Below are 24,246 nucleotides of genomic sequence, written 5' to 3' on the forward strand. Positions count from 1 at the left end.
TCAGCCATCGCGCTGTCCGCGCACATCGGGGTTTTTCGGAAAATTTACGCCGCGTCGGCGTCGGTCTCGGCCACCGGCTCCGGCTTGCGGTGGCGCGGCAGCGGGAATGCCTCGCTCTCATACAGCGAGCGGATGCCGTTCTGGTCGAAACGGGCTTCCTCGACCTGGAGATAGGCGCCATTCAGCGAATCCGTCGGCAGCTGCTCCATCGCGAACTGCACGGCCTCGGCAGCAGTGCCGAACCGGCGATAGGTGAAGCCCGCGCGCTTCTTCTTGCGGATGGCAGCGGGGAAGAGCTCGGCGGAAGTGTTGAAGTTGAACGGACGCAGTGGACGCATGGTCAAAGACCTCGTGATCTTGTCTGGGGCTTTAAGCGCGTGGGGTTTGGGAGGGCGGAGGCTGCAGTCAAGCGGGCCCGCCGCATGTCATTTTCGTCCTCTAATATAGGCCGTTTTGACAAAAATGCGACCCCTGCGATGCGAGATGATGAATCCACGCATGGCAGCTCCGCAGAGCAAAAAAATCGAGCGATTTCAGTAGCTTATATGGTTCATATCTTCCCAAGAAGCACCAGGACGAGCAGCACCGCCAGAATGACGCCGCCGATCCCCATGCCGGAATGGCCCATGCCGTAGCCATATCCGCCGATCCGGCCGGACCAGCCGCCCAAGAGATAGATGATCACCAGGATGATCAGGATGGTCCCGAGTGTCACGGTGTCCTCCTTGGCGCCCTCCTTTGCATCCTTCCCGGCGGCCGCCCGAAAGCGCTCATCGGCTGCACCGCCGGACGAGAAAAGCATATCGCGCCGCCGGGTTCCATCGGGGCAACCCGGCGGCGCGCAACCTTTATTTCGGCTCGAGCTTCAGCGCCGCTGAATTGATGCAGTAGCGCAGGCCGGTCGGTCCCGGTCCATCGGGGAAGACATGGCCAAGATGACCGCTGCATTTGGAGCAGAGCACCTCGGTGCGGATCATGCCGTGCGTCGTATCCCGCTCCTCGTCGATATGGCTCTCGACGGCAGGCGCGGTGAAGCTTGGCCAGCCGCAGCCGGAATCGAACTTCGCGTCGGATTCGAACAGCACGTTGCCGCAGCCGGCGCAGACATAGGTGCCGGCACGGTGGTCGTGCTCATACTCGCCGGAGAAGGGGCGTTCGGTCGCCTTCTCGCGCAGCACCGCGTACTGCATCGGCGACAATTCGCGCCGCCACTGCTCTTCGCTCTTGATGACCTTGTCGTCGGTGGTTTTCATCTTGGTGTCGGGCATGGGTCTCCCGTTTTGTCTGGTGATCTCTGGGATCAATTGGTGGCCTTGCTGGCATTCACCAGCGTCGGCTTCTCAATGTAGTTATCCGCGAACAGCTTTTTCAGGTTCTCGACCTTCGGGATGTCGTTGTAGGCGATGTAGGGCTGGGTCGGGTGCAGCGTCAGATAGTCCTGGTGATAGGCCTCGGCCGGGTAGAACGCCTCCAGCGCGCCGACCTTCGTCACGATCGGCTTGCTGAAGACCTTGGCGCCGTTGAGCTGGGCGATATAGGCCTCCGCGACCTTCTTCTGCTCGTCCGAGGTGGTGAAGATCGCCGAGCGATATTGCGTGCCGGTGTCGGGCCCCTGGCGGTTGAGCTGGGTCGGGTCGTGCGCCACCGAGAAGTAGATCTGCAGGATCTTGCCGTAAGAGATCTTCTTCGGATCAAACTTGATCTCGACCGACTCGGCATGACCGGTCCGGCCGGTCGAGACCGTCTCGTAGTCGGCCGTCGCCTTGCTGCCGCCGGCATAGCCGGACACGGCGTTGACGACACCGGCGGTGTGCTGGAACACGCCCTGCACGCCCCAGAAGCAGCCGCCGGCGACCACCGCGGTCTGGATGCCGCTTGCCGAGGTTGCGTCCAGTGCAGGGGCGGGAATGACCACGGCGTCTTCCGCGGCCCGGGTCGGTGCGGCGAAGGCCAGCGTCAAGGCGGTGGTGGCGGCGAGCAGGGACAGGACGGAGCGGCGCATGGCGGATCCTCTTTCGGAAGGCCTGACAGTTTAGGGCGGTTGGGGGCGGGCGAACAGCCTGCCTGGCGTTTTCAGACACCTGGAGATACGGGCCGACCCGACGAATGTTACGACACGAGTCCGTGAAAAAAGCCGCTGCCGCCGGTCCGGCTTGGCGACACTGGGAACTCCGGGGTACCTGACAACATGCTGCGCATGGTCTCCCTGATATCGGCCACCTTGTCGCCGGCGTCGCGATGGCCGAGCCCGAACCGCAAGCCGGCGACGACCTGGCCATTTGATCGCGCCGGATTTTGATTTCGTGGCGGGGAAGTAGGGGATTTCCGCTCTAGACGACGATACTCAACCTTCTCGCCGCGCGCGTGATGCCCGTGTACAGCCACCGCGCTCGCGAGTCCTGAAACGCAAAGCTCTCGTCGAACAGCACGACGTCGTCCCATTGCGAGCCCTGCGACTTGTGCACGGTCAGCACGTAGCCGTAATCGAATTCATCGTAGGGCTTGCGCTGCTCCCAGGCGATCTGCTCGATGCCGCCCTCGAAGCAGTCGGCGCGCACCGAGACTTTCGTGACCTTGTGGCCAAAGTCTTCATCGGGCGACAGCCGCATGGAGAGGATGCGCGACTTCGAGCGCGAGGTGTTGCGCGACTTCACGCGCCACAGTCCGCCGTTGAACAGGCCTTTCTTGCGGTTGTTGCGCAGGCACACCAGCTTGTCGCCGGCGACAGGGAAGACATCCTCGATGTTCTGGCGCTGCCGCACCCGCATGTTGTAGGCGCGTCGCGTGTTGTTGCGGCCGACCAGCACCTGGTCGGCGCCCATGACGCGATCAGGATCGAGCTCTTTGCGCGATACGACCTCGCTCTCGCCGTAGCGGCCGATGTCGAGCTCGCGGCCCTCGCGCACGTCCATCGACATCCGAACGATCGGATCGTCCTGCGCCTGGCGGTGCACCTCGGTCAGCATCGCATCGGGCTCGGTGTTGGTGAAGAAACCACCGCCCTGGATCGGCGGCAGCTGCGCGGGATCGCCCAGCACCAGCAGCGGGCAATCGAACGACATCAGGTCGCGGCCCAGCTCGGCATCGACCATCGAACATTCGTCGATCACGATCAGCTTGGCCTTGGAGGCGGGCGCGTCGTCCCACAATTCGAAGCTCGGCTGCTCCTCGCCGGACTCGCGGGCGCGGTAGATCAGCGAGTGGATGGTGGAAGCCTCGTCGCAACCCTTGTTGCGCATGACCAGCGCGGCCTTGCCGGTGAAGGCGGCAAATTTCACCTCGCCATCGACGCCCTCGGCGATATGCCGCGCAAGCGTGGTCTTGCCGGTGCCGGCAAAGCCGAACAGGCGGAAAATCGGCGGCGTGCCGTTGCGGCCGGGCTTGGCCTTGAGCCAGTCGCCAACGGCCTTGAGCGCGGCATCCTGATGCGGAGAGAAGTTTGTCATGTCTGTCTTGAGGAGGGGCGAAACGATGCGATTCGCATCCCCCAAAACTAACCATTCGCCCCGCCGGTTCAAGCGGCCCGGATCGGTCCTACTGCCAGCCCGGAACGCCACGCATGTCGGGCAAATGGTGCGCGATGCCCTTGTGGCAGTCGATGCAGGTCTTCTCGCCCGTGAACAGGAAGCGCTGATGCGCCACCGAGGCCCGCGGCGACTGCTTGGTGATGTCCATGGAATCGGCGCTGTGGCAGTTGCGGCATTCCAGGGAATCATTGGCCTTGAAGCGCGCCCATTCATGCGCGGCGAGCTCGAGCCGATGATCGAGGAATTTCTCGCGGGTGTCGATCGTGCCGAAGATCTTGCCCCAGACCTCCTTGGAGGCCTGCATCTTGCGCGCGATCTTGTCGGTCCAGTTGTGCGGCACATGGCAATCCGGGCAGGTCGCGCGCACGCCGGAGCGGTTGGTGAAGTGGATGGTCGATTTCAGCTCGGCGAAGACATTGTCCTTCATCTCGTGACAGCTGGTGCAGAATTTTTCGGTGTTGGTCAGTTCCAGCGCGGTGTTGAAGCCACCCCAGAAGATCACGCCGGCGGCGAAGCCCGCCAGCACGAGCGTGCCGAGCGCGAACACGGTGCTCGGCCGCGACAGCACGCTCCACAGCTCGAGCGCGAAATCCCAGGCTCGCGCGATGAAGCCGCGCTTGGGCCCCAGCTTTTCCTTCAGTTTTTCATTGGGCTCGTCGGCGGTCGTCGTCATCGCCGGCCACCCGGGCTTGCGCGCGACAGCAGCGTGTCGATGTCGACGAAGTCGTTGCTCACGGGCGGCGTCGCCGTGTTCTGCGGCACGTGGCACTCGGTGCAGAAGAAACGGCGTGGCGAGATCGAGGCCAGGAACTGGCCGTCGCGGTCCATGAAGTGGGTGATCGAGACCATCGGCGCCTGCGATTCCGCCGTGCGCGCCCGCGCGTGGCAGGACAGGCATTTGTTGCCGTTGAGGTCGATCTGGTAGCCGTCGATGGTATGCGGGATGACAGGCGGCTGCTCCGGATAGTTGCGCGATTCCCTCTCCGAGGTGTTGCGGTTCGGCAGCATCGGCGGTGCCGGGCCCTCGTCATTGAGCGGGGTCGGGCCGCGCAGGTCCGACGTCACGGTCTGCGCAATGAGCGGGTTCGCGCCGGCGGCAATCGCGCAGGCGAGCAGGGCCATGCCAAATCGTTTCATCATGACTGGGTCACCCGCTCGATGCGCACGGCGCATTTCTTGAAGTCGGTTTGCAGCGAGATCGGATCGGTCGCGTCCAGCGTCACTTTGTTGATCAGCTTGGATTCGTCGAACCACGGCACAAAGACGAGGCCTTTCGGCGGCCGGTCGCGGCCGCGCGTTTCGAGGCGGGCGCGGATGAAGCCGCGGCGGGAGACGACCTTCACCTCGTCGCCGCGGCGAAGCTTGGCTTCCGACGCATCGTCCGGATGCATGAAGCAGACGGCTTCCGGAAAAGCCTTGTAGAGCTCGGGCACGCGACGCGTCATGGTGCCGGAATGCCAGTGCTCCAGCACGCGGCCGGTCGAGAGCCAGAACGGATAGTCGTTGTCGGGCGATTCCGCCGGCGGCTCGTAAGGCAGCGCGAAGATGCGCGCCTTGCCGTCGGGGTAGCCGTAGAACTGCACGTCGGTGCCCTGCTTGACGTAGGGATCGCTGCCCTCGCGGAAACGCCAGCGTGTTTCCTGGCCGTTGACGACAGGCCAGCGCAGGCCGCGTTCTTTGTGATAGCTTTCGAACGGCGCGAGGTCGTGGCCGTGGCCGCGGCCGAATTGGGCGTACTCTTCGAACAGTCCCTTCTGCACGTAGAAGCCGAACGCCTTGGATTCCTCGTTGGAATAGCCTTCCTCGATCTCCGTCACAGCAAACTTGTCGACCTGGCCGTTCTTGTAGAGCACCTCGAACAGCGTCTTGCCGCGAACCTCCGGCTTCTTGGCGATCAGCTCTTCGGGCCACACCTCATCGATCTTGAACCGCTTGGAGAACTCGATGAGCTGCCAGAGATCGGATCTGGCTTCGCCCGGCGCCTGGACGAGCTGGTGCCAGAACTGCGTGCGCCGTTCGGCATTGCCGTAGGCGCCTTCCTTTTCCACCCACATCGCGGTCGGCAGGATCAGATCGGCGGCGAGCGCCGTCACCGACGGATAGGCATCCGAGACGACGATGAAATTGTCGGGATTGCGGAAGCCCGGATAAGTCTCCTCGTTGATGTTGGGACCGGCCTGCAAATTGTTGTTGACCTGCACCCAATAGGCGTTGATCAGGCCGTCCTTCAGCATCCGGCTCTGCAGCACGGCGTGGGCGCCGTTCTTGTCGGGAATGGTGCCCTCCGGCAGCTGCCAGATACGCTCGGTCTTGTCGCGATGCTCCTTGTTGGTCACGACCATGTCGGCGGGCAGGCGGTGCGAGAAGGTGCCGACCTCGCGCGCGGTGCCGCAGGCCGAGGGCTGGCCGGTCAGCGAGAACGGGCTGTTGCCGGGCGCGGAGATCTTTCCGGTCAGCAGGTGGATGTTGTAGACGAGGTTGTTGGCCCACACCCCGCGGGTGTGCTGGTTGAAGCCCATGGTCCAGAACGAGACCACTTTTGTTTTTGGATCGGCATAGAGCTCCGCCAGCGCCTCGAGCCGGTTCACCGGTACGCCGGACATCTGCGCCGCCTTCTCCAGCGTGTACCCGGAGACGAACTCGACGTACTCGTCATAGCTCATGTCAGTGGAGTCGTTGGCCTTGCCCGCGCCCGTTGCCTTCTTCTGCAGCGGATGCTCCGGCCGCAGGCCGTAGCCGATGTCGGTCTGGCCGCGGCGGAAAATCGTATGGGCGGCGACAAAGTCCTTGTTGACGCGGCCGGTCTTGATGATGTGGTTGGCGATGGCGTTGAGGATGTAGAGGTCGGTTTGCGGCTTGAACACCATGCCGATGTCGGCAAGGTCGAACGAGCGGTGCTCGAAGGTCGAGAGCACGGCGACGCGGACGTGCGGCGCGGAGAGCCGTCGGTCGGCCAGACGCGTCCACAGGATCGGGTGCATCTCCGCCATGTTGGAGCCCCACAGCACGAAGGCGTCTGTCGCCTCGATGTCGTCATAGCAGCCGGCGGGCTCGTCGATGCCGAAAGTGCGCATCATGCCGGCGACGGCCGAGGCCATGCAGTGGCGCGCGTTCGGGTCGATGTTGTTGGTGCGGAAGCCGGCCTTGAACAGTTTTGAGGCCGCGTAGCCTTCCCAGATCGTCCACTGGCCGGAGCCGAACATGGCAACGCCGTTCGGCCCGCGCTTCTTCATCGCCTCCTTCCACTTCGTCTCCATGATGTCGAAGGCTTCGGTCCAGGGAACAGGCGTGAAGTCGCCGTTCTTGTCATACTTGCCTTCCGTCTTGCGCAGCATCGGCTGTGTCAGGCGGTCGTGGCCGTACATGATCTTGGAGAGGAAGTAGCCCTTGACGCAGTTGAGGCCGCGATTGACCTCGGCCTTGATGTCGCCATGGGTGGCGACGACGCGGTTGTCCTTGGTTGCCACCATTACCGAGCAACCGGTGCCGCAGAAGCGGCAGGCGGCCTTGTCCCATTTCAACTCGGATGTGTCGCGCTCGGTGACGAGATTGGCGGCGAGCGCAGGCGCGGACATGCCGGCCGCGGCGGCCGCAATCGCGGCGGCCTCGAGCTTGAGCATCTGGCGGCGGTCGAGCTTCGGCGATGTCATGATGGCTCTCCCGACCTCAAGTCGTTTCGATGGCGTGAAAGACGAGCGCCGCGGAATAGACGTCGCGCAGCGATTGAATGGTGTTGAGCATGGTGCCGAGGCTGCCGGCATCGGGCGCCTCGGTCACGACGACGAGCTTTCCTCTGACGTCGCGGCCGTGGATCTCACAACCCGGCAGCGCGCTGATCTCGGCCTCGACTTCGGTGAGGCGCTCGGGGCGGGCCTGCACGATGATGCTGGCGATCTCGTAACCCGGAGGGCCGACGACGCGGTCGGCGCTGAGCACCCGGCCTGTGATCAATGCGCGGCGGTTGAGTGTGGCTGGAGTCATGACGCCTGTCTTTCGCTTCGCGGGATCAATGCGGGGCGCTCGGCGGACCGGGAGGACCGGCGAACATCTGGTAGATCCAGACGCCCAAGCCGTAAGAGCCGACGGTTCCGACCGCGAGGACGGGCATCACGACCGCGGTCAGGAACAGGAACGCAAAAATCTCCATGCGCTTGCGGCGTACGCGCGGGGTCGTGTCGTCAGGGCCCGACATATTCGGTCTCTTCGAAATGGTTTGGGGAATCGGGACGGCATCCGGGCCGCTGCCTTGCCGCACATTAAATGCAGCAGACCGGCTGACGCGTTGATCTGGATCAATCGTCCAGGTTGTCCTGATGGCTGCCGCTCGGCACACGGCGCCTTTCTCCCGCATGGCGGAATTGTGGCCGCGTGGACAGTGGCGTCCGGCGCATTAAGATGCCCGCGACGAGAAACGAACAAGCGGGGAGTGGCGCCATGAAGTTCGGCATCTTCTACGAGCTGCAGTTGCCGCGGCCCTGGGTCGCCGGCGACGAACTCGCCCTTTACCAGAATGCGCTCTCGCAGATGGAACTCGCAGACCGTCTCGGCTACGACCACGCCTGGGTCGTCGAACATCACTTCCTCGAGGAATATTCGCATTCGCCCTCGCCGGAATCCTTCCTCGCCGCCGCGAGCCAGCGCACCAAAAACATCCGGCTCGGCCACGGCATCCTCCAACTCACGACCAACCATCCCGCGCGCGTCGCCGAGCGTGTCGCGGTGCTCGATCTGCTCTCCAACGGCCGCTGCGAATTCGGCATGGGCGAGAGCGCCTCGATCACCGAGCTGACGCCGTTCGGCCGGGACATGGAAACCAAGAAGGAAGTGTTCGAGGAGGCCGTCGCCGCGATCTTCCCGATGTTCAAGGACGCGGGAAGCGAGCATCACGGCAAATATTTCGACATCCCCTTGCGCAATGTCGTGCCGAAGCCGGTGCAGAAGCCGCATCCGCCGCTGTGGATGGCCTGCTCGCAGCTGCCGACCATCGAGCGGGCGGGTCGCCACGGTTTCGGCGCGCTCGGCTTCCAGTTCGTCAGCGCCGATGCCGCCCATGCCTGGGTGCATGCCTACTACAACGCAATGACGAAGCGGCTCACCAAGCTCGCCGATTACGAGATCAATCCGAACATGGCGCTGGTGTCGTTCTTCATGTGCGCCAGGACGGATGAAGAGGCGCGTGCGCGTGCCGACGGCGCCACCTTCTTCCAGTTCGCGCTGCGTTTCTACGGCGCCTCGCAGAACCGCCAGCGTCCCGCGCCCTACACCGTCAACATGTGGGACGAATACAACAAATGGAAGCGCGACAATCCGGAGGCGCAGGAGGCGGCCTTGCGCGGTGGTCTGATCGGCTCGCCCGAAACGATCCGCAGGAAGCTGAAGCGCTTTCAATCGTCGCATATCGACCAGGTCATCCTGCTCAATCAAGCGGGCAAGAACAGCCACGAGCACATCTGCGAATCGCTGGAGCTGTTCGGCCGCGAGGTGATGCCGGAGTTCCAGAACGATCCCGACCAGGCGGCCTGGAAGAGGAGCGTGATGAGCGGCGAGATCGAGCTGGAAGAGATCGACACCGACGCCTTTACCGACCGCTACGGCAAGCTCGCGATCAACGTTGCGCCGGTGAAGGCCGCGGCGGGGTAGGGCGCTCCCGCTGCGCCGACATGGGGGGCCACAGGCTCGGAAGCGCACCGTGTCACGCTGCGCTGCTGCGTCGACCCAGGATCTCGGGGAGCCGCCCCGTCATTGCTGACTTCCAGCCAAATCCCCTTGCCTGAACTAGGCTCCTTCGACGTCCGCGACCTCGCAGACAGCCCTTCGGTCACACCTGGTCCGAGGAACGAGCAAAGCGCTGAACGTTTGATAGCGAGGTGAGCGCGGCCTTGGCGTCGTGAGCCCTAGCCCGGAACTAAGGTGCCCATGACGCCCTCTTGCAAACCAGACGTTCTCGATTGCCTCGTCATCGGAGGCGGGCCGGCCGGGCTGACAGCCGCGCTTTATCTGGCGCGCTACAACAGGTCCGTCACGGTCTTCGATGCCGGCCGCAGCCGGGCGGAATGGATACCGAGGAGCCGCAACTACCCCGGATTTCCCTCAGGCGTCTCCGGCCATGAACTCCTGGTTTTGCTGAGGAAGCAGGCTTCCTCCTACAGCATCTCCCTCATCAATGCCCGCGTGGACGGTCTCGACCGGAACGGCGAGTTCTTCGAGGCCAGCTTCGAGGGTGGCACGGCAAGGGCGCGGACCGTTCTGCTGGCCACGGGCATCGTCGATCTCGAGCCGGCGATCGAAGGGCACGACGAAGCGGTGCATCTGGGACTGATCCGCTATTGCCCCGTTTGCGACGGGTTCGAGGCTGCCGACAAGCGCATCGGCGTTTATGGTGCCGGCAGCGGCGCCGTGAACAAGGCCAAGTTCCTGCGTAGCTACTCGCGCGAAGTTGCTTTCGTGCCTTCGGCTGACGACGCTCTCGATGAGCATGATCTGCGCGCATCAGGGATCAAGCTGGTCTGCGCTGGTTCCGGATTGCGCATCGAACAGCGGGGCATCGTCGTCTCTTGCGACGACGGCGACGTTGCGGTTGACGTTCTTTATCCGGCGCTCGGCTGCAAGGCGGGCTCGATCCTCGCGACCCGGCTCGGGGCGCAGAGCAATGATGCGGGATGTCTCGACGTCGACGCGCATCAGCAGACGACTGTGCCGGGCATCTATGCGGCAGGCGATGTCGTGTCGGACCTGCACCAGATTGCGGTCGGGACCGGTCACGCGGCCATCGCAGCCACTCACATTCACAAGACGTTGCCGCCCAATCCGCGCTGAGGCGCACCTCGCCGCTCGCGGGAAGATCGAACATCGAAAGCCCCAACCCGGCTCGGCATCGCCCCGCAGAACTGAGCCGGCCTGTTGGCCCATCCGTACGTCCTGAACCTAAGGAGGTGCGAGATGGGGCCGGGAGACCCAAGGCGGGACATGTCCGATGATTGGGGAGCCCGAAAGCCTTCTCACGTTCACCACATTTAAACCATAAGGTTCTACGAAGAGGACTCAACCACAGGCCGCAGGACATGCGAATAGCCTTCATACAGAAGCCATCCGTGGACTTCGGGCAATGAAGGTTTGGCAGACCGGCTGCATCATGGCTGTTATCGCATCCGTGGGACTTTATCTGGCCGGCGGAAACAGACCGGCCGCGACAGTGCCTGAAGTCATGCCGGAAGCGGCAGCGAACGTGACGGCTCCCGCGAGCATGGCAGCCCCGGCGGAGATGGTGACGCCTGCGTTGTACGCCGAGGCATCGCAAAGACTTGCAGCAGCGCTTCGGGCAGAAAGAGCAGAGCTTGGCCCGGTGACCCCGGCTGGTTCAACGCCGTCGAGCGCCGGAGCCGAAAGCGCCGATAATGCCGTCGCGCCGAAATTGGCGTCGCTGGGACAGGATATCGTCCAGCCGCTGCCGGCAGCACGCGATGGATCCGACGCTGCTCCGAAACCGGCGTCGACGCAGGATTTCCGTTATCTGATCTACTACGTCTGGTCCGAACTACCGCCCGCCGAGAAGCCGGCGGAGATCGTGTTGCGTGCGTTCAAGGACATTCCGGTCGGAACGCCCGCCGAAGAGATCAAGCGCGCTTCCGACGCGTTTGGTCTCGACGTCAATTTCATGATGGCGGTTGCCAAGATCGAATCCGGCTTCAACCCCAATCAACGCACCGGCTCGTATATCGGCCTGTTTCAGCTGAGCCAATACGAGTTCGGGAAGTTCGGCTTCGGGCAGATTCGCAGCCCGCGGGACAACGCCGTTGCTGCCGCCTACAAGATCATTACCGAAGGCATCCAGTTCGAGTGGATCACGCACCGGAAGCCGGACATGAGCGATCTTTACCTGATCCATCAGCAGGGCTGGGAAGGCGCCGCTGAGCACATCAGCCGGCCCGCTCGCACCGCCTGGAAATCGATGTGCGCCACCAGCGAAGGCAAGGAGAAGGGCGAGAGGTGGTGCAAGCGTGCGATCTGGGGCAACGCACTTCCGGCATTCAAGCGCACCTGGAAATCGGTGGACAACGTGACTTCAGAGGCGTTCGTCGGCATGTGGCGCAGCCGGGTCGCCGAATTCTACACGAAATACGTGGCGACCGCCGCTGCGGCGACAAACCAGTAATTTCGTCGTGACTGTCGTCAGTCCCGATCGCCAGGGACAGACGCGGGCGGCTGAGTTCGCTAATCTCGCCCCAAAGCCATCCAGGGGAGACCGCCTTGAGCACTGCGCCGCGCATCGACATCGACCCCGTCGCGTTCTGGGCCGACCCCTATCCGATGCTTGCGAAAATGCGCAAGGAAGCGCCAATCGCGTTCGTGCCGCAGCTCGGCTCGACGCTTTTGACCGGCCGAGACGATATCTCGATTTCAGAGAAGCAAGTCGATGTGTTCTCCTCGCATCAGCCGGCCGGCCTGATGAACCGGCTGATGGGCCACAACATGATGCGCAAGGACGGCGAGGCGCATCAGGTCGAGCGGCGCGCGATGTTTCCGGCGGTGTCGCCCAAGACGGTGAAGGCGGACTGGACCGCGCTGTTCCAGGCCCATGCCGACCGCATCATCGATGCGATCGCGCCTGGGCGCATCGACCTCATGCACGACTTCGCGCTGCCGTTTTCAGGCGAATGCCTGAAGTCGATCACCGGCCTCACCAATATCGGCTTTGCCGACATGGATGCCTGGTCGCAGGCCATGATCGAGGGCATCGCCAATTACGGCGGCGATGCCGCGGTCGAGGCGCGCTGCCGCGCCGCGACATCGGCAATCGATGCCGCGATCGACGATATCCTGCCGGTGACGCGCAAACATCCCGACCAGAGCATCCTTGGCGTTCTCCTCGCCTCCGGCATGCCGATGGAGAGCGTGCGCGCGAATGTCAAGCTCGCGATCTCGGGCGGCCAGAACGAACCGCGCAAGGCGATCGCCGGCACGGTGTGGGCGTTGCTGACGCATCCCGCGCAGCTCGATCTCGTGCGCGAGGGCGAGGTGACATGGCTGCAGGCGTTCGAAGAGTACGCCCGCTGGATTTCGCCGATCGGCATGTCGCCGCGGCGCATCGCAAAGCCGTGGACCATCCGCGACATTTCGTTCGAGCTCGACGAGCGCGTGTTCCTGATGTTCGGCTCCGCCAACCGCGACGAGAAGCATTTCGAGCGCGCCGACGAATTCGACGTGCGGCGTGATACCTCGAAGAGCGTCGCCTTCGGCGCCGGACCGCATTTCTGCGCCGGTGCCTGGGCGTCGCGCGCGATGATCGCGGACGTCGCGCTGCCGACGCTGTTCGCGCGCGCCAGGCAGATCGAGCTCGCCGATGACGAGCCGGTGCGGATCGGCGGCTGAGCGTTCCGCGGCCTGCAGAATCTGCCGGTGACATGGCTGCAATAGTCGGGCAGCGCCTTCCAGCTGCACGCCTCCACAATGCCATCCTACTCCTGTTTTGCCCGACGGGTCAAATTCATTTCGGATAATTCGTAAGCGATCGTCGTCGGACGGCCGGCTACTGTGCATGGGCTTGTTTTCGCATTTTCGCTCCGCGCCACGCGTCTGAGGTCAAGCGCGCGCGGTCTTCACATCCGCGTGCAGAAAAATTCCATCCTCATTCGCTTCGCCCTTTGAAAGATTAATCATGCGCGTCGCCGCACGCGCAGTGCTGGCATCGCTATTTTTCCCGATGTCTCGACAGCTCCGAAAGGGCGCCGCAAGGTGATCTGATCCTGCCACAATCTCCCCGTTCATGGAGGCCCCACATGAGACGCATCGCTCAACGCGTTATCGCAGCCATCGCGCAGTCGATCGGCATTGTCGCTGCCGCCGTCGGCACGACCTACGGCTAGGAGCCTGTCCATGAGCAAGAGCAATATCCTCTGGTTCCTGCCGACGCACGGCGATGGCCGCTATCTCGGCACCGGCATCGGCGGCCGCGAAGTCAACTTCAACTATCTGCGCCAGGTCGCGCAGGCGGCCGATCAGCTCGGCTATTACGGCGTGCTGTTGCCGACCGGGCGCTCCTGCGAAGATTCCTGGATCGTCGCCTCTTCAGTGGCGCCGTTCACCGAGCGGCTGCGCTATCTCGTCGCCGTCCGCCCCGGCCTGCAATCGCCGACCGTTGCCGCGCGCATGACCGCGACGCTCGATCGCGTCACCAATGGTCGATTACTCGTCAACGTCGTCACCGGCGGCGATCCCGTCGAGAACAGGGGCGACGGCATCTTCCTTGGTCATGACGAGCGCTACGAGGTCACCCGCGAGTTCCTCAACGTCTACAGCGGACTGCTCGCGGGCAAGACCGTCAATGTCGCGGGCAAGCACATCCGCATCGAGGACGGCAAGCTGCTGTTCCATCCCCTGCAGTCACCGCGGCCGCCACTCTATTTCGGCGGTTCGTCGGATGCCGGCATCGACGTTGCCGTCGACGCCGTCGACAAATATCTCACCTGGGGCGAGCCGCCGGCACTCGTCGCCGAGAAGGTCGCGAAGGTCCGGGACATCGCGGCCGCGCGTGGCCGCAGGCTCTCCTTCGGCATCAGGCTCCACGTGATCGTGCGCGAGACCAACGAAGAGGCCTGGCGCGCGGCGGACGAGCTGATCAAGCATGTCAGCGACGACACCATCGCGGCCGCGCAGAAGAATTTCGCGCGGATGGACTCGGTCGGTCAGCAGCGCATGGCGCAGCTTCATGGCGGCAAACGCGACAAGCTCGAGATCGCGCCGAACCTGTGGGCCGGCGTCGGCCTTGTGCGCGGGGGCGCCGGCACGGCGCTGGTCGGGGACGCCGAGACCGTGGCCGCCCGCATCAGGGAGTATCAGGACATCGGTATCGATACCTTCATCCTGTCGGGCTACCCGCACCTGGAGGAAGCCTATCGGTTCGCCGAGCTGGTCTTCCCGCTGCTCTCGCTGGAGCAACCGAGCAACGTGACCAGGTTGCACTTCAACGGCGGTCCCTTCGGCGAAACGGTCGGCAGCGATTACCGCCCTCAGCATCGGGTGTCGCAATCATGAGCCTCATCCCCAGCGATTCTCGCCCGCGCAATTTACGCCTGCCCGGGATCGACGGCCTGGTCCAGTGGATCGTGCCGCTTGCGATCATCGTGCTCTGGCAAATGGCGAGCGTCACCGGCTTGGTGCCGGTGCGCGTCTTGCCGGCACCAAGCGATGTTGCGCTCGCCGGCTGGAAGCTGCTGCTGTCGGGTGAGCTAGGCCGCAACATCTGGGTCTCGTTTTGGCGCGCCTCTATCGGCTTCCTGATCGGCGGCGGCATCGGCTTCGCTTTCGGGCTCGCCAACGGCCTGTCGCAGCTCTCGGCGAAGCTCACCGACACCACGCTGCAGATGGTACGCAACGTGCCGCACCTGGCGCTGATCCCGCTGGTCATCCTGTGGTTCGGCATCGACGAGAGCGCCAAGCTGTTTCTCGTCGCACTCGGCGTGTTCTTCCCGATCTATCTCAACACGCTGCACGGCATCCGCACCGTCGATCCACAACTGATCGAGATGGGGCGCGTCTACGGCATGACCGGCAGCGAGCTTTTCCGCCGCGTGATCTTCCCGGGCGCGCTGCCGTCGATCTTCGTCGGCATCCGTTTCGCGCTCGGCATCATGTGGCTGACGCTGATCGTCGCCGAGACCATCGCGGCGTCCTCGGGCCTCGGCTACATGGCGATGCAGGCGCGCGAGTTCATGCTGATCGACGTCGTCGTGCTCTCGATCCTGATCTACGCCCTGCTCGGCAAGCTCGCCGACAGCGCCTCCCGTGTGCTGGAGCGGGCGACGCTCGCCTGGCATCCCGGCTTCCAGAGAAATTGAGCAGAAATATTGGGACTCACATGCAGACAGCGTTTCGTACGATCCTTCCCGAGACCGAGCTCGCCATTGCTGCCAAATTCGCACCTCACGCCCGCGTGGCGCGCGAGGAGCGTCAAGAAGAACGCCGAGTTCAGGCAAGCGGCCTGCCGCTGAGCATCCGGGGCTTGCGCAAATCCTTCGGCAACAACGAGGTGCTGCGCGGCATCGATCTGCACATCCCGGCGGGCCAGTTCGTCGCGATCGTCGGCAAGAGCGGCTGCGGCAAGAGCACGCTGCTGCGCCTCATCGCCGGCCTGGAGAAGATCGAGGCCGGCAGCATCAGTTTTGGCGCCGACGTGCGGGCCGCAGACATCCGCGTGATGTTCCAGGAGCCGCGGCTGCTGCCCTGGGCACGCGTGCTCTCCAATGTCGAGGTCGGTCTCGGCCGCGATCGCGCCTCCGATGACGCGCAGTCGCGCGCGGAGAAGGCGCTCACCGAGGTGGGGCTCGTCGACAAGCGCGAGCAGTGGCCATCACTGCTGTCGGGCGGCCAGAAGCAGCGCGTCGCGCTCGCGCGCGCGCTGGTCTCCCGTCCCCGCGTGCTTGCTTTCGACGAGCCGCTCGGCGCGCTGGATGCACTCACCCGCATCTCGATGCAGCGGCTTCTGGAGCGCGTCTGGCGCGACCAGGGCTTTACGGCGATCCTGGTGACCCACGATGTCTGCGAAGCCGTCGCGCTGGCCGACCGGGTGCTGGTGATCGAGGAGGGCCGGATCGCCCACGACGTCATGGTTAATGCCAGCAGGCCGAGGGTGCGGGGTTCGGCCGAGCTCGCAGGTCTCGAAGGCTCGATCCTGAGCCACCTTTTGTCCGCGGACGATCGTACCTAGATAGAGAGGGAAGCCCCACTTGGGCAGCATGCCATGAATGTAGTCCCTCGCGAGCTCATGACCGAAATCCCCGTCTCGTCCGCCGATTTCCGCGGCGCCATGCGCCGCCTCACCGGCGGCGTCAGCGTCATCACGGCCGGGCGGGGCAAGGACATCACGGGCATGACGGTCACCTCGGTGACCTCGCTCTCGATTGATCCGCCGACGCTGCTGGTCAGCATCAATCGCGATGCCTCGTCCTTCCCGCTGATCCGCCGCTACGGCGCCTTCGGCGTGAACATCCTCGCCGCCGATCAGCTCGATGTCGCCGAGCGCTTCGCGGGGAAGGGTGGCCTGAAGGGTGCGGATCGATTTGCAGGCAGCCAATGGATCACGGCCGTTTCCGGCGTGCCGCTGCTGGTCGGCGCATTGTCATCGGTCGATTGCGAGGTCGAGGACATCATCGAGCGACATTCGCACGGCATCGTCATCGGTCGCGTCAGGATTATCAAGAACTCGGTGCGCAGCGCCGCGCTCGCTTATTGGCACGGCAAGTATGTGGCGGTGGATCAGGACGAGGACGTCGCGAGGCTCGCCGAGGTCAGCGTTCCCGCACGCAGCCGCCGCGGCGTTTGATCGCCGCGCTCAGGCTGGTCTTTTCTTCCCCATCGCTCTAGAACCGCCCCTGAGCTTTCCCGCGGGAAGCAATGGAGCGGAAAGATGAAACGCGTCGGGACCTGGGCTTTCTATGCCGTCGGCGCGCTGGCGATCGTCTATCTCGCGCTCTATGCCTATGCGATGTTCCGCGGCCAGCCGTTCGTGCCCGGCGATCCCATCCACATTTTCCGGAAGCCGGACGCGCCGAGTTATTCGTAGGGTCTATCCTCGTCATGGCCGGGCTTGACCCGGCCGTCCACGCGCAACCGCGATTGGAGAGAGACATGGATGCCCGGGACAAGCCCGGGCATGACGGAGTGCAGGGCTGACTATCCCTTCAAAATCGCGAGCGCCAGCGCCTGGGCGCGCGGCACGATGCTGTCAAGCTCGAGATATTCCTCCGGCGAATGCGCAAGCCCGCCCACCGGTCCGACTCCGCAGATGGTCGGCGTTCCCACCGCGGCGGTGAAGCCGGAATCGGCGCAGCCGCCGGAGAATTCGCCTTGCAGCGTGGTGAGGCCGGCCTGCCTGGCCGCGGCCTGATAAGTCTCGAACAGCGCCTTCGAGCTCTCGCTCTGCACGACCGGCACGAACTCGCCCCTGATCGTCAGCGTCGCGCTGGTGCCCGGCACGTAAGGCGTCGCGATGATCCTGTCGATCTCGGCCATGACGGTGGCGCGATCCTTCGGATCGACATAGCGCATGTCGATCTGGCCCTCCGCGTAAGGCGCGGTCGTGTTGACCGACTGGCCGCCCGAGATCAGGCCGACATTGAGCGTGATACCCTTGGTGAGGTCGGTCAGCGCATGGATCTGGATGATCTTGTGTGCGAGCTCGCCGATCGCACTGATGCCCGCGGCGAAATTGGCACCGGAATGCGCCGCCTTGCCGCTGACGGCCACATGCATGAAGATCCCGCCCTTGCGGCTGGTGACGACGTTACCCGTCGGGCGGCCCGGCTCGGAATTGAACACGGCGCGTGCAGAGCGCCCCTCGCGTTCGATCACCGGCCGCGACGAGGGCGATCCGATCTCCTCGTCCGAGGTGATCAGCAGCTTGATCGGATGCGGGTTGCCGCCGAATTTGTGGAAGGCGGTGGCGACGAAGACGTTCATCACGACGCCGGCCTTCATGTCGGCGACGCCGGGCCCGTAGGCGCGCTTGTCGTGAATCGTGAACGGGCGGCGTCCGGCCTCGCCCTTGGAGAAGACGGTGTCGCGATGCCCCATCAACAGTACGGGCTTCTCGTTACTGCCGGGTTTTGCCACCTCGGCATGGATGGCATCGCCGAAACGATCGTGGCTCTCGCGTCGGAACGGAATGCCGTGCTCGGAGAAATGCTGCTCGAACCGCGCACCGACCGCATCGACGCCTTCCTTGTCATAGGAGCCGGAATCGATGTTCACGACGTCGCGTAGCAGATCGATCATGGCCTGCCGCTGCGATGCCAGCCATTCCGTGATTTGAGCCTCAGACATGTGTTCCTCGCGTGGGTTCTCGCGAGCGGTTATAGGGCCTGGTGTCGTCATGGCCTAGTCACGTAACGCGCTCCCGTTATGCGGCAAGCTCTCCCAACCATTCATTGCGAGCGCAGCGAAGCAATCCAGAGCGTAGCTGCGGTGGCAGTCTGGATTGCTTCGCTGCGCTCGCAGAGGTTGGCAGCGTGGCCTCCGAAACAAAAATGCCCGGGACTGAGCCCGGGCATTCGCATTCTCGCGATCAACATGAGAGCTGATTACGCCCCCATCGGTATCCGCGGATACTCGCCCGGCGCGCCCGCCGGGGTGATCGGAATGCCGCCGTCGGCATATTCGTTGAGCTTGTTGCGCAGCGTGCGGATCGAGATGCCCAGGATGTTGGCGGCATGGGTCCGGTTGCCGAGGCAATGTTTGAGCGTCTCCAGGATCAGGTCGCGCTCGACGTCGGCGACGGTGCGCCCGACGAGCGCGCGCGTTACCTGTTCGGCGGCCATGGTGGCATGCGCCACCGCCGGTGCCGTCCTGGCGAGGTCGAGGCGGTCGCCGTCAGGCGTCAGGATCGCATCGGGTCCGATCTCGTCGCCCTGCGCCATCAGCACGGAGCGGTGCATGGTGTTTTCGAGCTCGCGGACGTTGCCCTGCCAGCGGTTGGCGGAGAGCACGCGTTTGGCCTCAGTCGAGATGGGGCGCATCGGCACGCCGTTGGCCTCGGCATATTTCCTCACGAAATGCTGGGCCAGTTCCATGACGTCGGCGGGCCGCTCGCGCAGCGGCGGGATCTTCAGGTTGACGACGTTGAGCCGGAACAGCAGGTCCTCGCGGAACGTACCTTCGCGCACGGCGTCGGCCAGATTGCGGTTCGAGGTCGCGATGATCCGAATGTCGACCGGCACCGGCCTGGTGCCGCCGACGCGGTCGATCACCCGCTCCTGGATGGCACGCAAGAGCTTCGACTGCAGGCGCACATCCATCTCGGAGATTTCGTCCAGCAGCAGCGTGCCGCCGGTCGCCTCCTCGAATTTGCCGATGCGGCGGGCGATCGCGCCGGTGAAGGCACCCTTCTCATGGCCGAACAGCTCGGATTCCAGAAGATGCTCGGGGATGGCGGCGCAGTTGATCGAGATGAAAGGCCGCTTGGCGCGCGCCGAACGAGCGTGGACGTAGCGGGCCAGCACTTCCTTACCCGTTCCGGATTCGCCGGTGATCATCACCGAGGCGTCGGAACCTGCGATCTGCTGGGCGAGCTTGATGACCCGCGCCATGGCTTCGTCGCGATAGACCAGCTCGCGAGAATCATTGGCCACAGCCGCCAGCACGGCTGCGATCAGCTCCGGCTCCGGCGGCAGCGGGATATACTCCTTTGCGCCGGCGTGGATCGCGGCGACCGCCGCGCGGGCGTCGTTGGTGATGCCGCAGGCGACGATCGGCGCGTGGATGTGCTCGGCCTCGAGCCGCATGACGAGGTCCCGGATATCGAGGGCGACGTCGACCAGCAGGAGGTCGGCGCCCTTGCCGCCGCGCAACACGCGCATCGCCTGCTCGTGATCCTCGGCGTGGGTCACGGTGGCGCCGTTCTCCATCGCTATCTTGGTGGCGGTGGTGAGCTGGCCCTTCAATGTGCCAACGATGAGAAGCCGCATGTCAGTCTCCTGTCCGTCTGTTCGCGCTGCCGCGCGTCATTCTTTATGCGTGCCTTAGCCGCGTTCGGTCCTGATGATTTCCGTCATGGTGACGCCGAGCTTGTCCTCGACCAGCACGACCTCGCCGCGAGCGACGAGCTTGTTGTTGACGTAGATGTCGATGGCCTCGCCGACGCGGCGGTCGAGCTCGAGCACGGTGCCGGGTCCGAGCTTCAACAGCTCGCCGACATCCATCTTGGAGCGGCCGAGCACGGCCGAAACCTGCACCGGCACGTCGAAGACGGCTTCCAGGTCGGCGGCGACGCGCGAGGCATATTCGTCCTCGTTGTAGCCGACGTCGGCGCCGGCAGGCGGCAGCGGTCCGTTGAGGTCGGGCAGCGGGACCTGTCCGTCATTGTCGCTCATGGCTTAACTCCCCCTGCGGGACGCGATATAGCGTCCGACCATCTCGTCGATCCTGGCCGCGATGGCGCTGCGCTCCAGCACGACGCCGCCGTCGGCCCATTCGATCCGGCAGTCGCCCGCGGCAATTTCGGGTTCGGCCAGGATCACCAGCCGTCCTTCGAAACCGCTCTGCTTGGCAAGCCGCTCGATCTTCTCGCGCGCGCTGTCGTAGAGCGCGTCGTTGATGCGGACGACGAGATGCGGCGTCGCCACCAGATGCGAAAAACAGTCCTTGACCAGCGCCATGATCTCGCCGAGCGGCTCGGCGGCGATGAGGTCGGCGCACAGCTTGCGGGCGACGGCGATGGCGACCTCGACCGCCTCGGTCTCCATCTTGGTTTCGATGTTGCCGATGCCGGACGCGACGCCCCTGATGCCGATACTGATCTCTTCCATCGCGAGGGCGACGCGGCGGTCGCTCTCGGCCTTGGCCTCGCGCTGGCCTGCGGCAAAGCCGTCCTGATAGGCACGGGCTTCGGCTTCCGCGACCTTCTGCGCGATCTCGGCCGCCGTCGTGGCCCTCTCGCGCGTCCGGTCGGGCGCGGCGAAGTCGGTATCGAACAGGAATTTGGCCGGAGCGCCCATCAATACACCAGTTCGTCGTCAGCGCGGTTCTTGGTCAGCATGATCTCGCCCTTGGCGGCGAGGTCCTTGGCGAGGTTGACGAGCAGCGCCTGGGCCTCATCGACGTCGCGCAGGCGCACGGGGCCCATCGCCGCCATGTCGTCCTGCAGCATCTTGGCCGCGCGGGAGGACATGTTGCCGAAGAAGAAGCTGCGGACATCCTCGTTGGCGCTCTTCAGCGCCACGCCGAGCTTGTCCTTGTCGACGTTGCGCATCAGCGTCTGGGCCGATCCGGAATCGAGCTTCACGAGATCGTCGAAGGTGAACATCAGCGCCTTGATGCGCTCGGCCGATTCCCGGTTGTCCTCTTCGAGCGAGGTGATGAAGCGGGTTTCGGTCTGACGGTCGAAATTGTTGAAGATTTCCGCCATCACCTCGTGGGCATCGCGGCGGCGGGTCTGCGACAGGTTCGACATGAATTCGGTGCGCAGCGTCTTCTCCACGCTCTCGATCACCTCCTTCTGCACCGCCTCCATCTTCAGCATGCGGTTGACGACATCGAGCGCGAGGTCCTCGGGGAAGATGCCGAGCACGCGGGCGGCATGTTCCGGCTTCAGCTTCGACAGCACCACCGCGATGGTCTGCGGATATTCGTTCTTGAGGTAGTTGGCGAGAACCTCTTCCTGCACGTTGGAGAGCTTCTCCCACATGTTGCGCCCCGCAGGGCCGCGGATCTCGTCCATGATGCCGTTGACTCGCTCCGGCGGCAGGTATTGCTGCAGTAGCCGCTCGGTGGCGTCGAAATTGCCCATCAGCGCGCCGGAAGCCGACATGCGCGAGACGAATTCGAGCAGCATGTCCTCGACCGTGTCGACCTCGACGGTGCCGAGCGTCGACATTTCCAGCGAGAGCTGCCGCACCTCGTCGTCGTCGAGCAGCGACCAGATCTTGCCGCCATATTGCTCACCCAGCGCCAGCATCAGGATCGCGGCGCGGCGCGGGCCGGTCAGTTGCTCGGCCCCCTTGCCGTTGGCGCGGTTGCCGGCTCGCTGGCCGAGCGTTGAGATCACGCTGGTGATGTCGTTCGAGTTGGCGTTTTGCAGGGATGCGGCCATGTCAGTTCACTCGATCATTTCGCGGGTTCGGTCAGCCATTGCCGGATGATGGCGACGGTTTCGTTGGGATTGCGTTCGGCGAGCTCGCCGACGCGATGAACGGACTGGGCGTGGACCTGGCCCTGGATGGTGGCGACGTCGATGGCGCTGGCGGCGCCGCCCGGCAGTAGCGGCTGGCCGGAGGGCGGGGCGGCCTCTTCGGAAGCTGCGGGGCCCGAGAGCACGCCGGAGATGGCGGCGGCGACTTCGTCGGAGGCGAGGATGCGCTTCACCAGCGGGCGGATCACCATGAACATCACGACCAGGCCGAGCAGCATCATCACGCCGAGCTCGACGAAGTACATGACGTCGTCCTTGGTGAATTGCAGCATGCCGAGAAAGCCGGAGGGCTCGACGATCGGGGCGGTGGAGGGGGCGTCGGCAAAGCGCAGATTGACGACCTCGACCTGGTCGCCGCGCTTCTGGTCGAAGCCGATCGCCGAGCGCACCAGGGTGGCGATGCGGTCGAGCTGCTCCTTGGTGCGGTCGGTGTAGGTGAGTTCGCCCTTGTCGTTCTTGGTGTAGATGCCGTCGACCAGCACCGCGACCGAGATGCGGTTGACCCGGCCGGCCTCGGTCACTTCGGTCTTGGTGGTGCGGGAGATCTCGTAATTGTTGGTCTCTTCGGTCTTCTTGCTCTGGTCCTTGGCGGCCGGGCCGCTGTTCTGCTGCTGACCGGGAAGCTCGTTGTTGACCGTGACCTGGCCGTTATTGTCGGCCGTCATGCTCTGCTCTTCGCGGGTCTGGGTCGAGCGCAGCACGCGGCCTTCAGGATCGTACTTGTCCGAGGTCTGGGTAATCTTGTTGAAGTCGAAATCGGCGGAGAGCTGGACCCGGGCGCGGCCGGAGCCGACTACGGAGGAGACGATGTCCTCGACCTCCTTGCGCAGCCGCTTCTCGAAGGCGATGCGCCGGTCGTCGCCTGCGGCCTGCTCCGGATCGGTCGCGGCGCCGTCGGCGAGCAGCTGGCCGGCTTCATCGACGATCGAGACCCGCTGCGGCTTCAGACCGTTGACAGCGGATGCGACGAGGTGGCGGATGGCGCGGATCTGCTGGGCTTCGAGCGCGCCGCGAACCCCGACCACGATCGAGGCCGACGGCTCCGGCGCGTCGCGCGCGAATAGCGGGCGCTCGGGCAGCACGAGGTGGACGCGGGCGGCCTGGATCCGGTCGATGGCCCTGATGGTGCGGGCGAGTTCGCCCTCCAGCGCGCGCAGATGATTGATGTTTTGGACGAAAGAGGTCGTGCCGAGCGCGTCCGACTTGTCGAAGACCTCGTAGCCGACGCCGCCGCCCTTGGGCAGGCCGCCCTCGGCGAGCTTCATGCGCAGACGCGTGACCTTGTCCTTGGGCACCATGATGATGGTGCCGTCATTGCGCAGCTCGTAGTGAATGCCCTGGCGTTCCAGGTCTTTGATAATGCTGGAGGAATCCTCCATGCTGAGGTCGGTGAACAGCGTCGTCATCTGCGGCGTGGTGACCCGCATGATGACGAACGCAAAGAAGCCGATGAGGGCGGCGGTGACCGCGATCATCGCCCCGAAGCGGGCGGCGCCGATACCTTTTAAAAAGTCCGCAAGACCCTGCAAGCAACCGCCCCGACAGATTCGACCCGCAACCCAAGAGCGGCCGACTGGGCAATTATTGCCTAGGTGATGGTTTCGATATGGTTAACGAACATTAAGAGCTCGGACAAAAGTCGCGCCAGAAGCAAACATGAAAAAAATCGGCCTCGCAAAGCGGGGCCGATTTTCGTCAAAGGCAGCAGATTTCCGGATTGCTTACTGGCGATATTGCTGAATGCGGGTGGTGCGAAGACCCGCCAGACCATGCTGGTCGATGGAAAACTGCCAGGATAGGAATTCGTCGACCGTCAGGGTGTAACGGCTGCAGGCCTCCTCCAGCGAGAGAAGTCCGCCGCGAACCGCGGCTACGACTTCGGCTTTGCGGCGGATGACCCAGCGTTTGGTGCCGGGTGCGGGCAGATCTGCAATCGTCAGCGGACTGCCGTCCGGCCCGATGACGTATTTTACCCTCGGGCGATGGGGTTCTGTCATGGCGTACTCACAAACTCTCAACCACTGAACTCACTCAGGAACC

General features: G+C 64.2%; 26 protein-coding genes. 9 read left to right on the forward strand and 17 right to left on the reverse strand.

Annotated elements, in window-relative coordinates:
- Window positions 1-44: 44 nt before the first annotated feature.
- The 10 genes from ACVIIW_RS14525 to napE form a co-directional block, all read right to left on the reverse strand.
- Window positions 45-338, reverse strand: a complete 294-nt coding sequence (locus tag ACVIIW_RS14525) for a hypothetical protein (RefSeq protein ID WP_027532521.1) — start codon at window positions 336-338, stop codon at window positions 45-47.
- 212 nt (window positions 339-550) lie between these two features.
- Window positions 551-715: a DUF3309 family protein gene (locus ACVIIW_RS14530; RefSeq protein WP_177243031.1), complete on the reverse strand. Its 165-nt coding sequence runs from the start codon at window positions 713-715 to the stop codon at window positions 551-553.
- Window positions 716-848: 133 nt separating this feature from the next.
- Entirely contained in the window at window positions 849-1,268 is a 420-nt protein-coding gene (gene msrB / locus ACVIIW_RS14535) for a peptide-methionine (R)-S-oxide reductase MsrB (protein WP_456701376.1), read from the reverse strand.
- Window positions 1,269-1,300: 32 nt separating this feature from the next.
- Window positions 1,301-2,002 (reverse strand): peptide-methionine (S)-S-oxide reductase MsrA, encoded by a 702-nt coding sequence (msrA, locus tag ACVIIW_RS14540; RefSeq protein ID WP_456701377.1) that lies wholly within the window; start codon window positions 2,000-2,002, stop codon window positions 1,301-1,303.
- A gap of 328 nt (window positions 2,003-2,330) precedes the next feature.
- Window positions 2,331-3,446 (reverse strand): ATP-dependent DNA helicase, encoded by a 1,116-nt coding sequence (locus tag ACVIIW_RS14545; protein ID WP_456701378.1) that lies wholly within the window; start codon window positions 3,444-3,446, stop codon window positions 2,331-2,333.
- A gap of 88 nt (window positions 3,447-3,534) precedes the next feature.
- Complete coding sequence (locus ACVIIW_RS14550) at window positions 3,535-4,200, reverse strand: NapC/NirT family cytochrome c (RefSeq protein ID WP_456701379.1); 666 nt, start codon at window positions 4,198-4,200, stop codon at window positions 3,535-3,537.
- A complete protein-coding gene (locus ACVIIW_RS14555) occupies window positions 4,197-4,667 on the reverse strand; it encodes a nitrate reductase cytochrome c-type subunit (protein ID WP_456701380.1) in 471 nt (156 codons plus the stop codon). Before ACVIIW_RS14555 ends, ACVIIW_RS14550 begins: the two co-directional genes overlap by 4 nt.
- Entirely contained in the window at window positions 4,664-7,177 is a 2,514-nt protein-coding gene (napA, locus tag ACVIIW_RS14560) for a nitrate reductase catalytic subunit NapA (protein WP_456701381.1), read from the reverse strand. The genes ACVIIW_RS14555 and napA overlap by 4 nt, the downstream gene beginning before the upstream one ends.
- 16 nt (window positions 7,178-7,193) lie before the next feature.
- Window positions 7,194-7,508 carry a chaperone NapD gene (locus ACVIIW_RS14565; RefSeq protein ID WP_456701382.1) on the reverse strand — a complete coding sequence of 105 codons (315 nt, stop codon included), beginning with the start codon at window positions 7,506-7,508 and terminating at the stop codon, window positions 7,194-7,196.
- Between the two features lie 25 nt (window positions 7,509-7,533).
- The gene (gene napE, locus ACVIIW_RS14570; protein ID WP_456701383.1) at window positions 7,534-7,719 is read right to left on the reverse strand and encodes a periplasmic nitrate reductase, NapE protein; all 186 of its coding nucleotides are present in this window, start codon (window positions 7,717-7,719) and stop codon (window positions 7,534-7,536) included.
- A gap of 242 nt (window positions 7,720-7,961) precedes the next feature.
- On the opposite strand from napE, the gene ACVIIW_RS14575 reads away from it, so the two are divergent.
- The 9 genes from ACVIIW_RS14575 (at window position 7,962) to ACVIIW_RS14615 (ending at window position 17,085) form a co-directional block, all read left to right on the forward strand.
- Window positions 7,962-9,167 (forward strand): LLM class flavin-dependent oxidoreductase, encoded by a 1,206-nt coding sequence (locus ACVIIW_RS14575; protein WP_456701384.1) that lies wholly within the window; start codon window positions 7,962-7,964, stop codon window positions 9,165-9,167.
- A gap of 276 nt (window positions 9,168-9,443) precedes the next feature.
- On the forward strand, window positions 9,444-10,343 hold the full coding sequence (locus tag ACVIIW_RS14580) for an NAD(P)/FAD-dependent oxidoreductase (RefSeq protein WP_456701385.1): 900 nt from the start codon (window positions 9,444-9,446) through the stop codon (window positions 10,341-10,343).
- Window positions 10,344-10,632: 289 nt separating this feature from the next.
- Window positions 10,633-11,679: a transglycosylase SLT domain-containing protein gene (locus ACVIIW_RS14585; RefSeq protein WP_456701386.1), complete on the forward strand. Its 1,047-nt coding sequence runs from the start codon at window positions 10,633-10,635 to the stop codon at window positions 11,677-11,679.
- A 95-nt stretch (window positions 11,680-11,774) separates the two neighbouring features.
- A complete protein-coding gene (locus ACVIIW_RS14590; protein ID WP_456701387.1) occupies window positions 11,775-12,896 on the forward strand; it encodes a cytochrome P450 in 1,122 nt (373 codons plus the stop codon).
- A 504-nt stretch (window positions 12,897-13,400) separates the two neighbouring features.
- Entirely contained in the window at window positions 13,401-14,558 is a 1,158-nt protein-coding gene (gene ssuD, locus ACVIIW_RS14595; protein WP_456701388.1) for an FMNH2-dependent alkanesulfonate monooxygenase, read from the forward strand.
- Window positions 14,555-15,361, forward strand: coding sequence for an ABC transporter permease subunit (locus tag ACVIIW_RS14600; protein WP_456701389.1), 807 nt, complete (start codon window positions 14,555-14,557; stop codon window positions 15,359-15,361). The genes ssuD and ACVIIW_RS14600 overlap by 4 nt, the downstream gene beginning before the upstream one ends.
- Before the next feature lie 20 nt (window positions 15,362-15,381).
- On the forward strand, window positions 15,382-16,230 hold the full coding sequence (locus ACVIIW_RS14605) for an ATP-binding cassette domain-containing protein (RefSeq protein WP_456701390.1): 849 nt from the start codon (window positions 15,382-15,384) through the stop codon (window positions 16,228-16,230).
- Between the two features lie 33 nt (window positions 16,231-16,263).
- A complete protein-coding gene (locus ACVIIW_RS14610; protein ID WP_456701391.1) occupies window positions 16,264-16,845 on the forward strand; it encodes a flavin reductase family protein in 582 nt (193 codons plus the stop codon).
- A gap of 84 nt (window positions 16,846-16,929) precedes the next feature.
- On the forward strand, window positions 16,930-17,085 hold the full coding sequence (locus tag ACVIIW_RS14615) for a hypothetical protein (RefSeq protein ID WP_177243026.1): 156 nt from the start codon (window positions 16,930-16,932) through the stop codon (window positions 17,083-17,085).
- A 110-nt stretch (window positions 17,086-17,195) separates the two neighbouring features.
- Here ACVIIW_RS14615 and ACVIIW_RS14620 read toward each other — a convergent pair whose 3' ends face one another.
- The 7 genes from ACVIIW_RS14620 to sciP all read right to left on the reverse strand — a co-directional run bounded on the left by ACVIIW_RS14620 (window position 17,196) and on the right by sciP (window position 24,203).
- Window positions 17,196-18,344, reverse strand: a complete 1,149-nt coding sequence (locus ACVIIW_RS14620) for a M20 family metallopeptidase (protein WP_456701392.1) — start codon at window positions 18,342-18,344, stop codon at window positions 17,196-17,198.
- A gap of 257 nt (window positions 18,345-18,601) precedes the next feature.
- Window positions 18,602-19,984 carry a sigma-54-dependent transcriptional regulator FlbD gene (flbD, locus tag ACVIIW_RS14625; RefSeq protein ID WP_456701393.1) on the reverse strand — a complete coding sequence of 461 codons (1,383 nt, stop codon included), beginning with the start codon at window positions 19,982-19,984 and terminating at the stop codon, window positions 18,602-18,604.
- A gap of 54 nt (window positions 19,985-20,038) precedes the next feature.
- Window positions 20,039-20,389 (reverse strand): flagellar motor switch protein FliN, encoded by a 351-nt coding sequence (fliN, locus tag ACVIIW_RS14630; protein ID WP_092239456.1) that lies wholly within the window; start codon window positions 20,387-20,389, stop codon window positions 20,039-20,041.
- A gap of 3 nt (window positions 20,390-20,392) precedes the next feature.
- Entirely contained in the window at window positions 20,393-21,013 is a 621-nt protein-coding gene (locus tag ACVIIW_RS14635) for a FliH/SctL family protein (RefSeq protein WP_456701394.1), read from the reverse strand.
- Window positions 21,013-22,107: a flagellar motor switch protein FliG gene (fliG, locus tag ACVIIW_RS14640; RefSeq protein ID WP_456701395.1), complete on the reverse strand. Its 1,095-nt coding sequence runs from the start codon at window positions 22,105-22,107 to the stop codon at window positions 21,013-21,015. Before fliG ends, ACVIIW_RS14635 begins: the two co-directional genes overlap by 1 nt.
- 14 nt (window positions 22,108-22,121) lie before the next feature.
- Window positions 22,122-23,735 carry a flagellar basal-body MS-ring/collar protein FliF gene (fliF, locus tag ACVIIW_RS14645; protein WP_456701396.1) on the reverse strand — a complete coding sequence of 538 codons (1,614 nt, stop codon included), beginning with the start codon at window positions 23,733-23,735 and terminating at the stop codon, window positions 22,122-22,124.
- Between the two features lie 192 nt (window positions 23,736-23,927).
- The gene (gene sciP / locus ACVIIW_RS14650) at window positions 23,928-24,203 is read right to left on the reverse strand and encodes a CtrA inhibitor SciP (protein ID WP_002714638.1); all 276 of its coding nucleotides are present in this window, start codon (window positions 24,201-24,203) and stop codon (window positions 23,928-23,930) included.
- Window positions 24,204-24,246: the final 43 nt, after the last annotated feature.

This window comes from Bradyrhizobium sp. USDA 4449 (genome assembly GCF_054056275.1).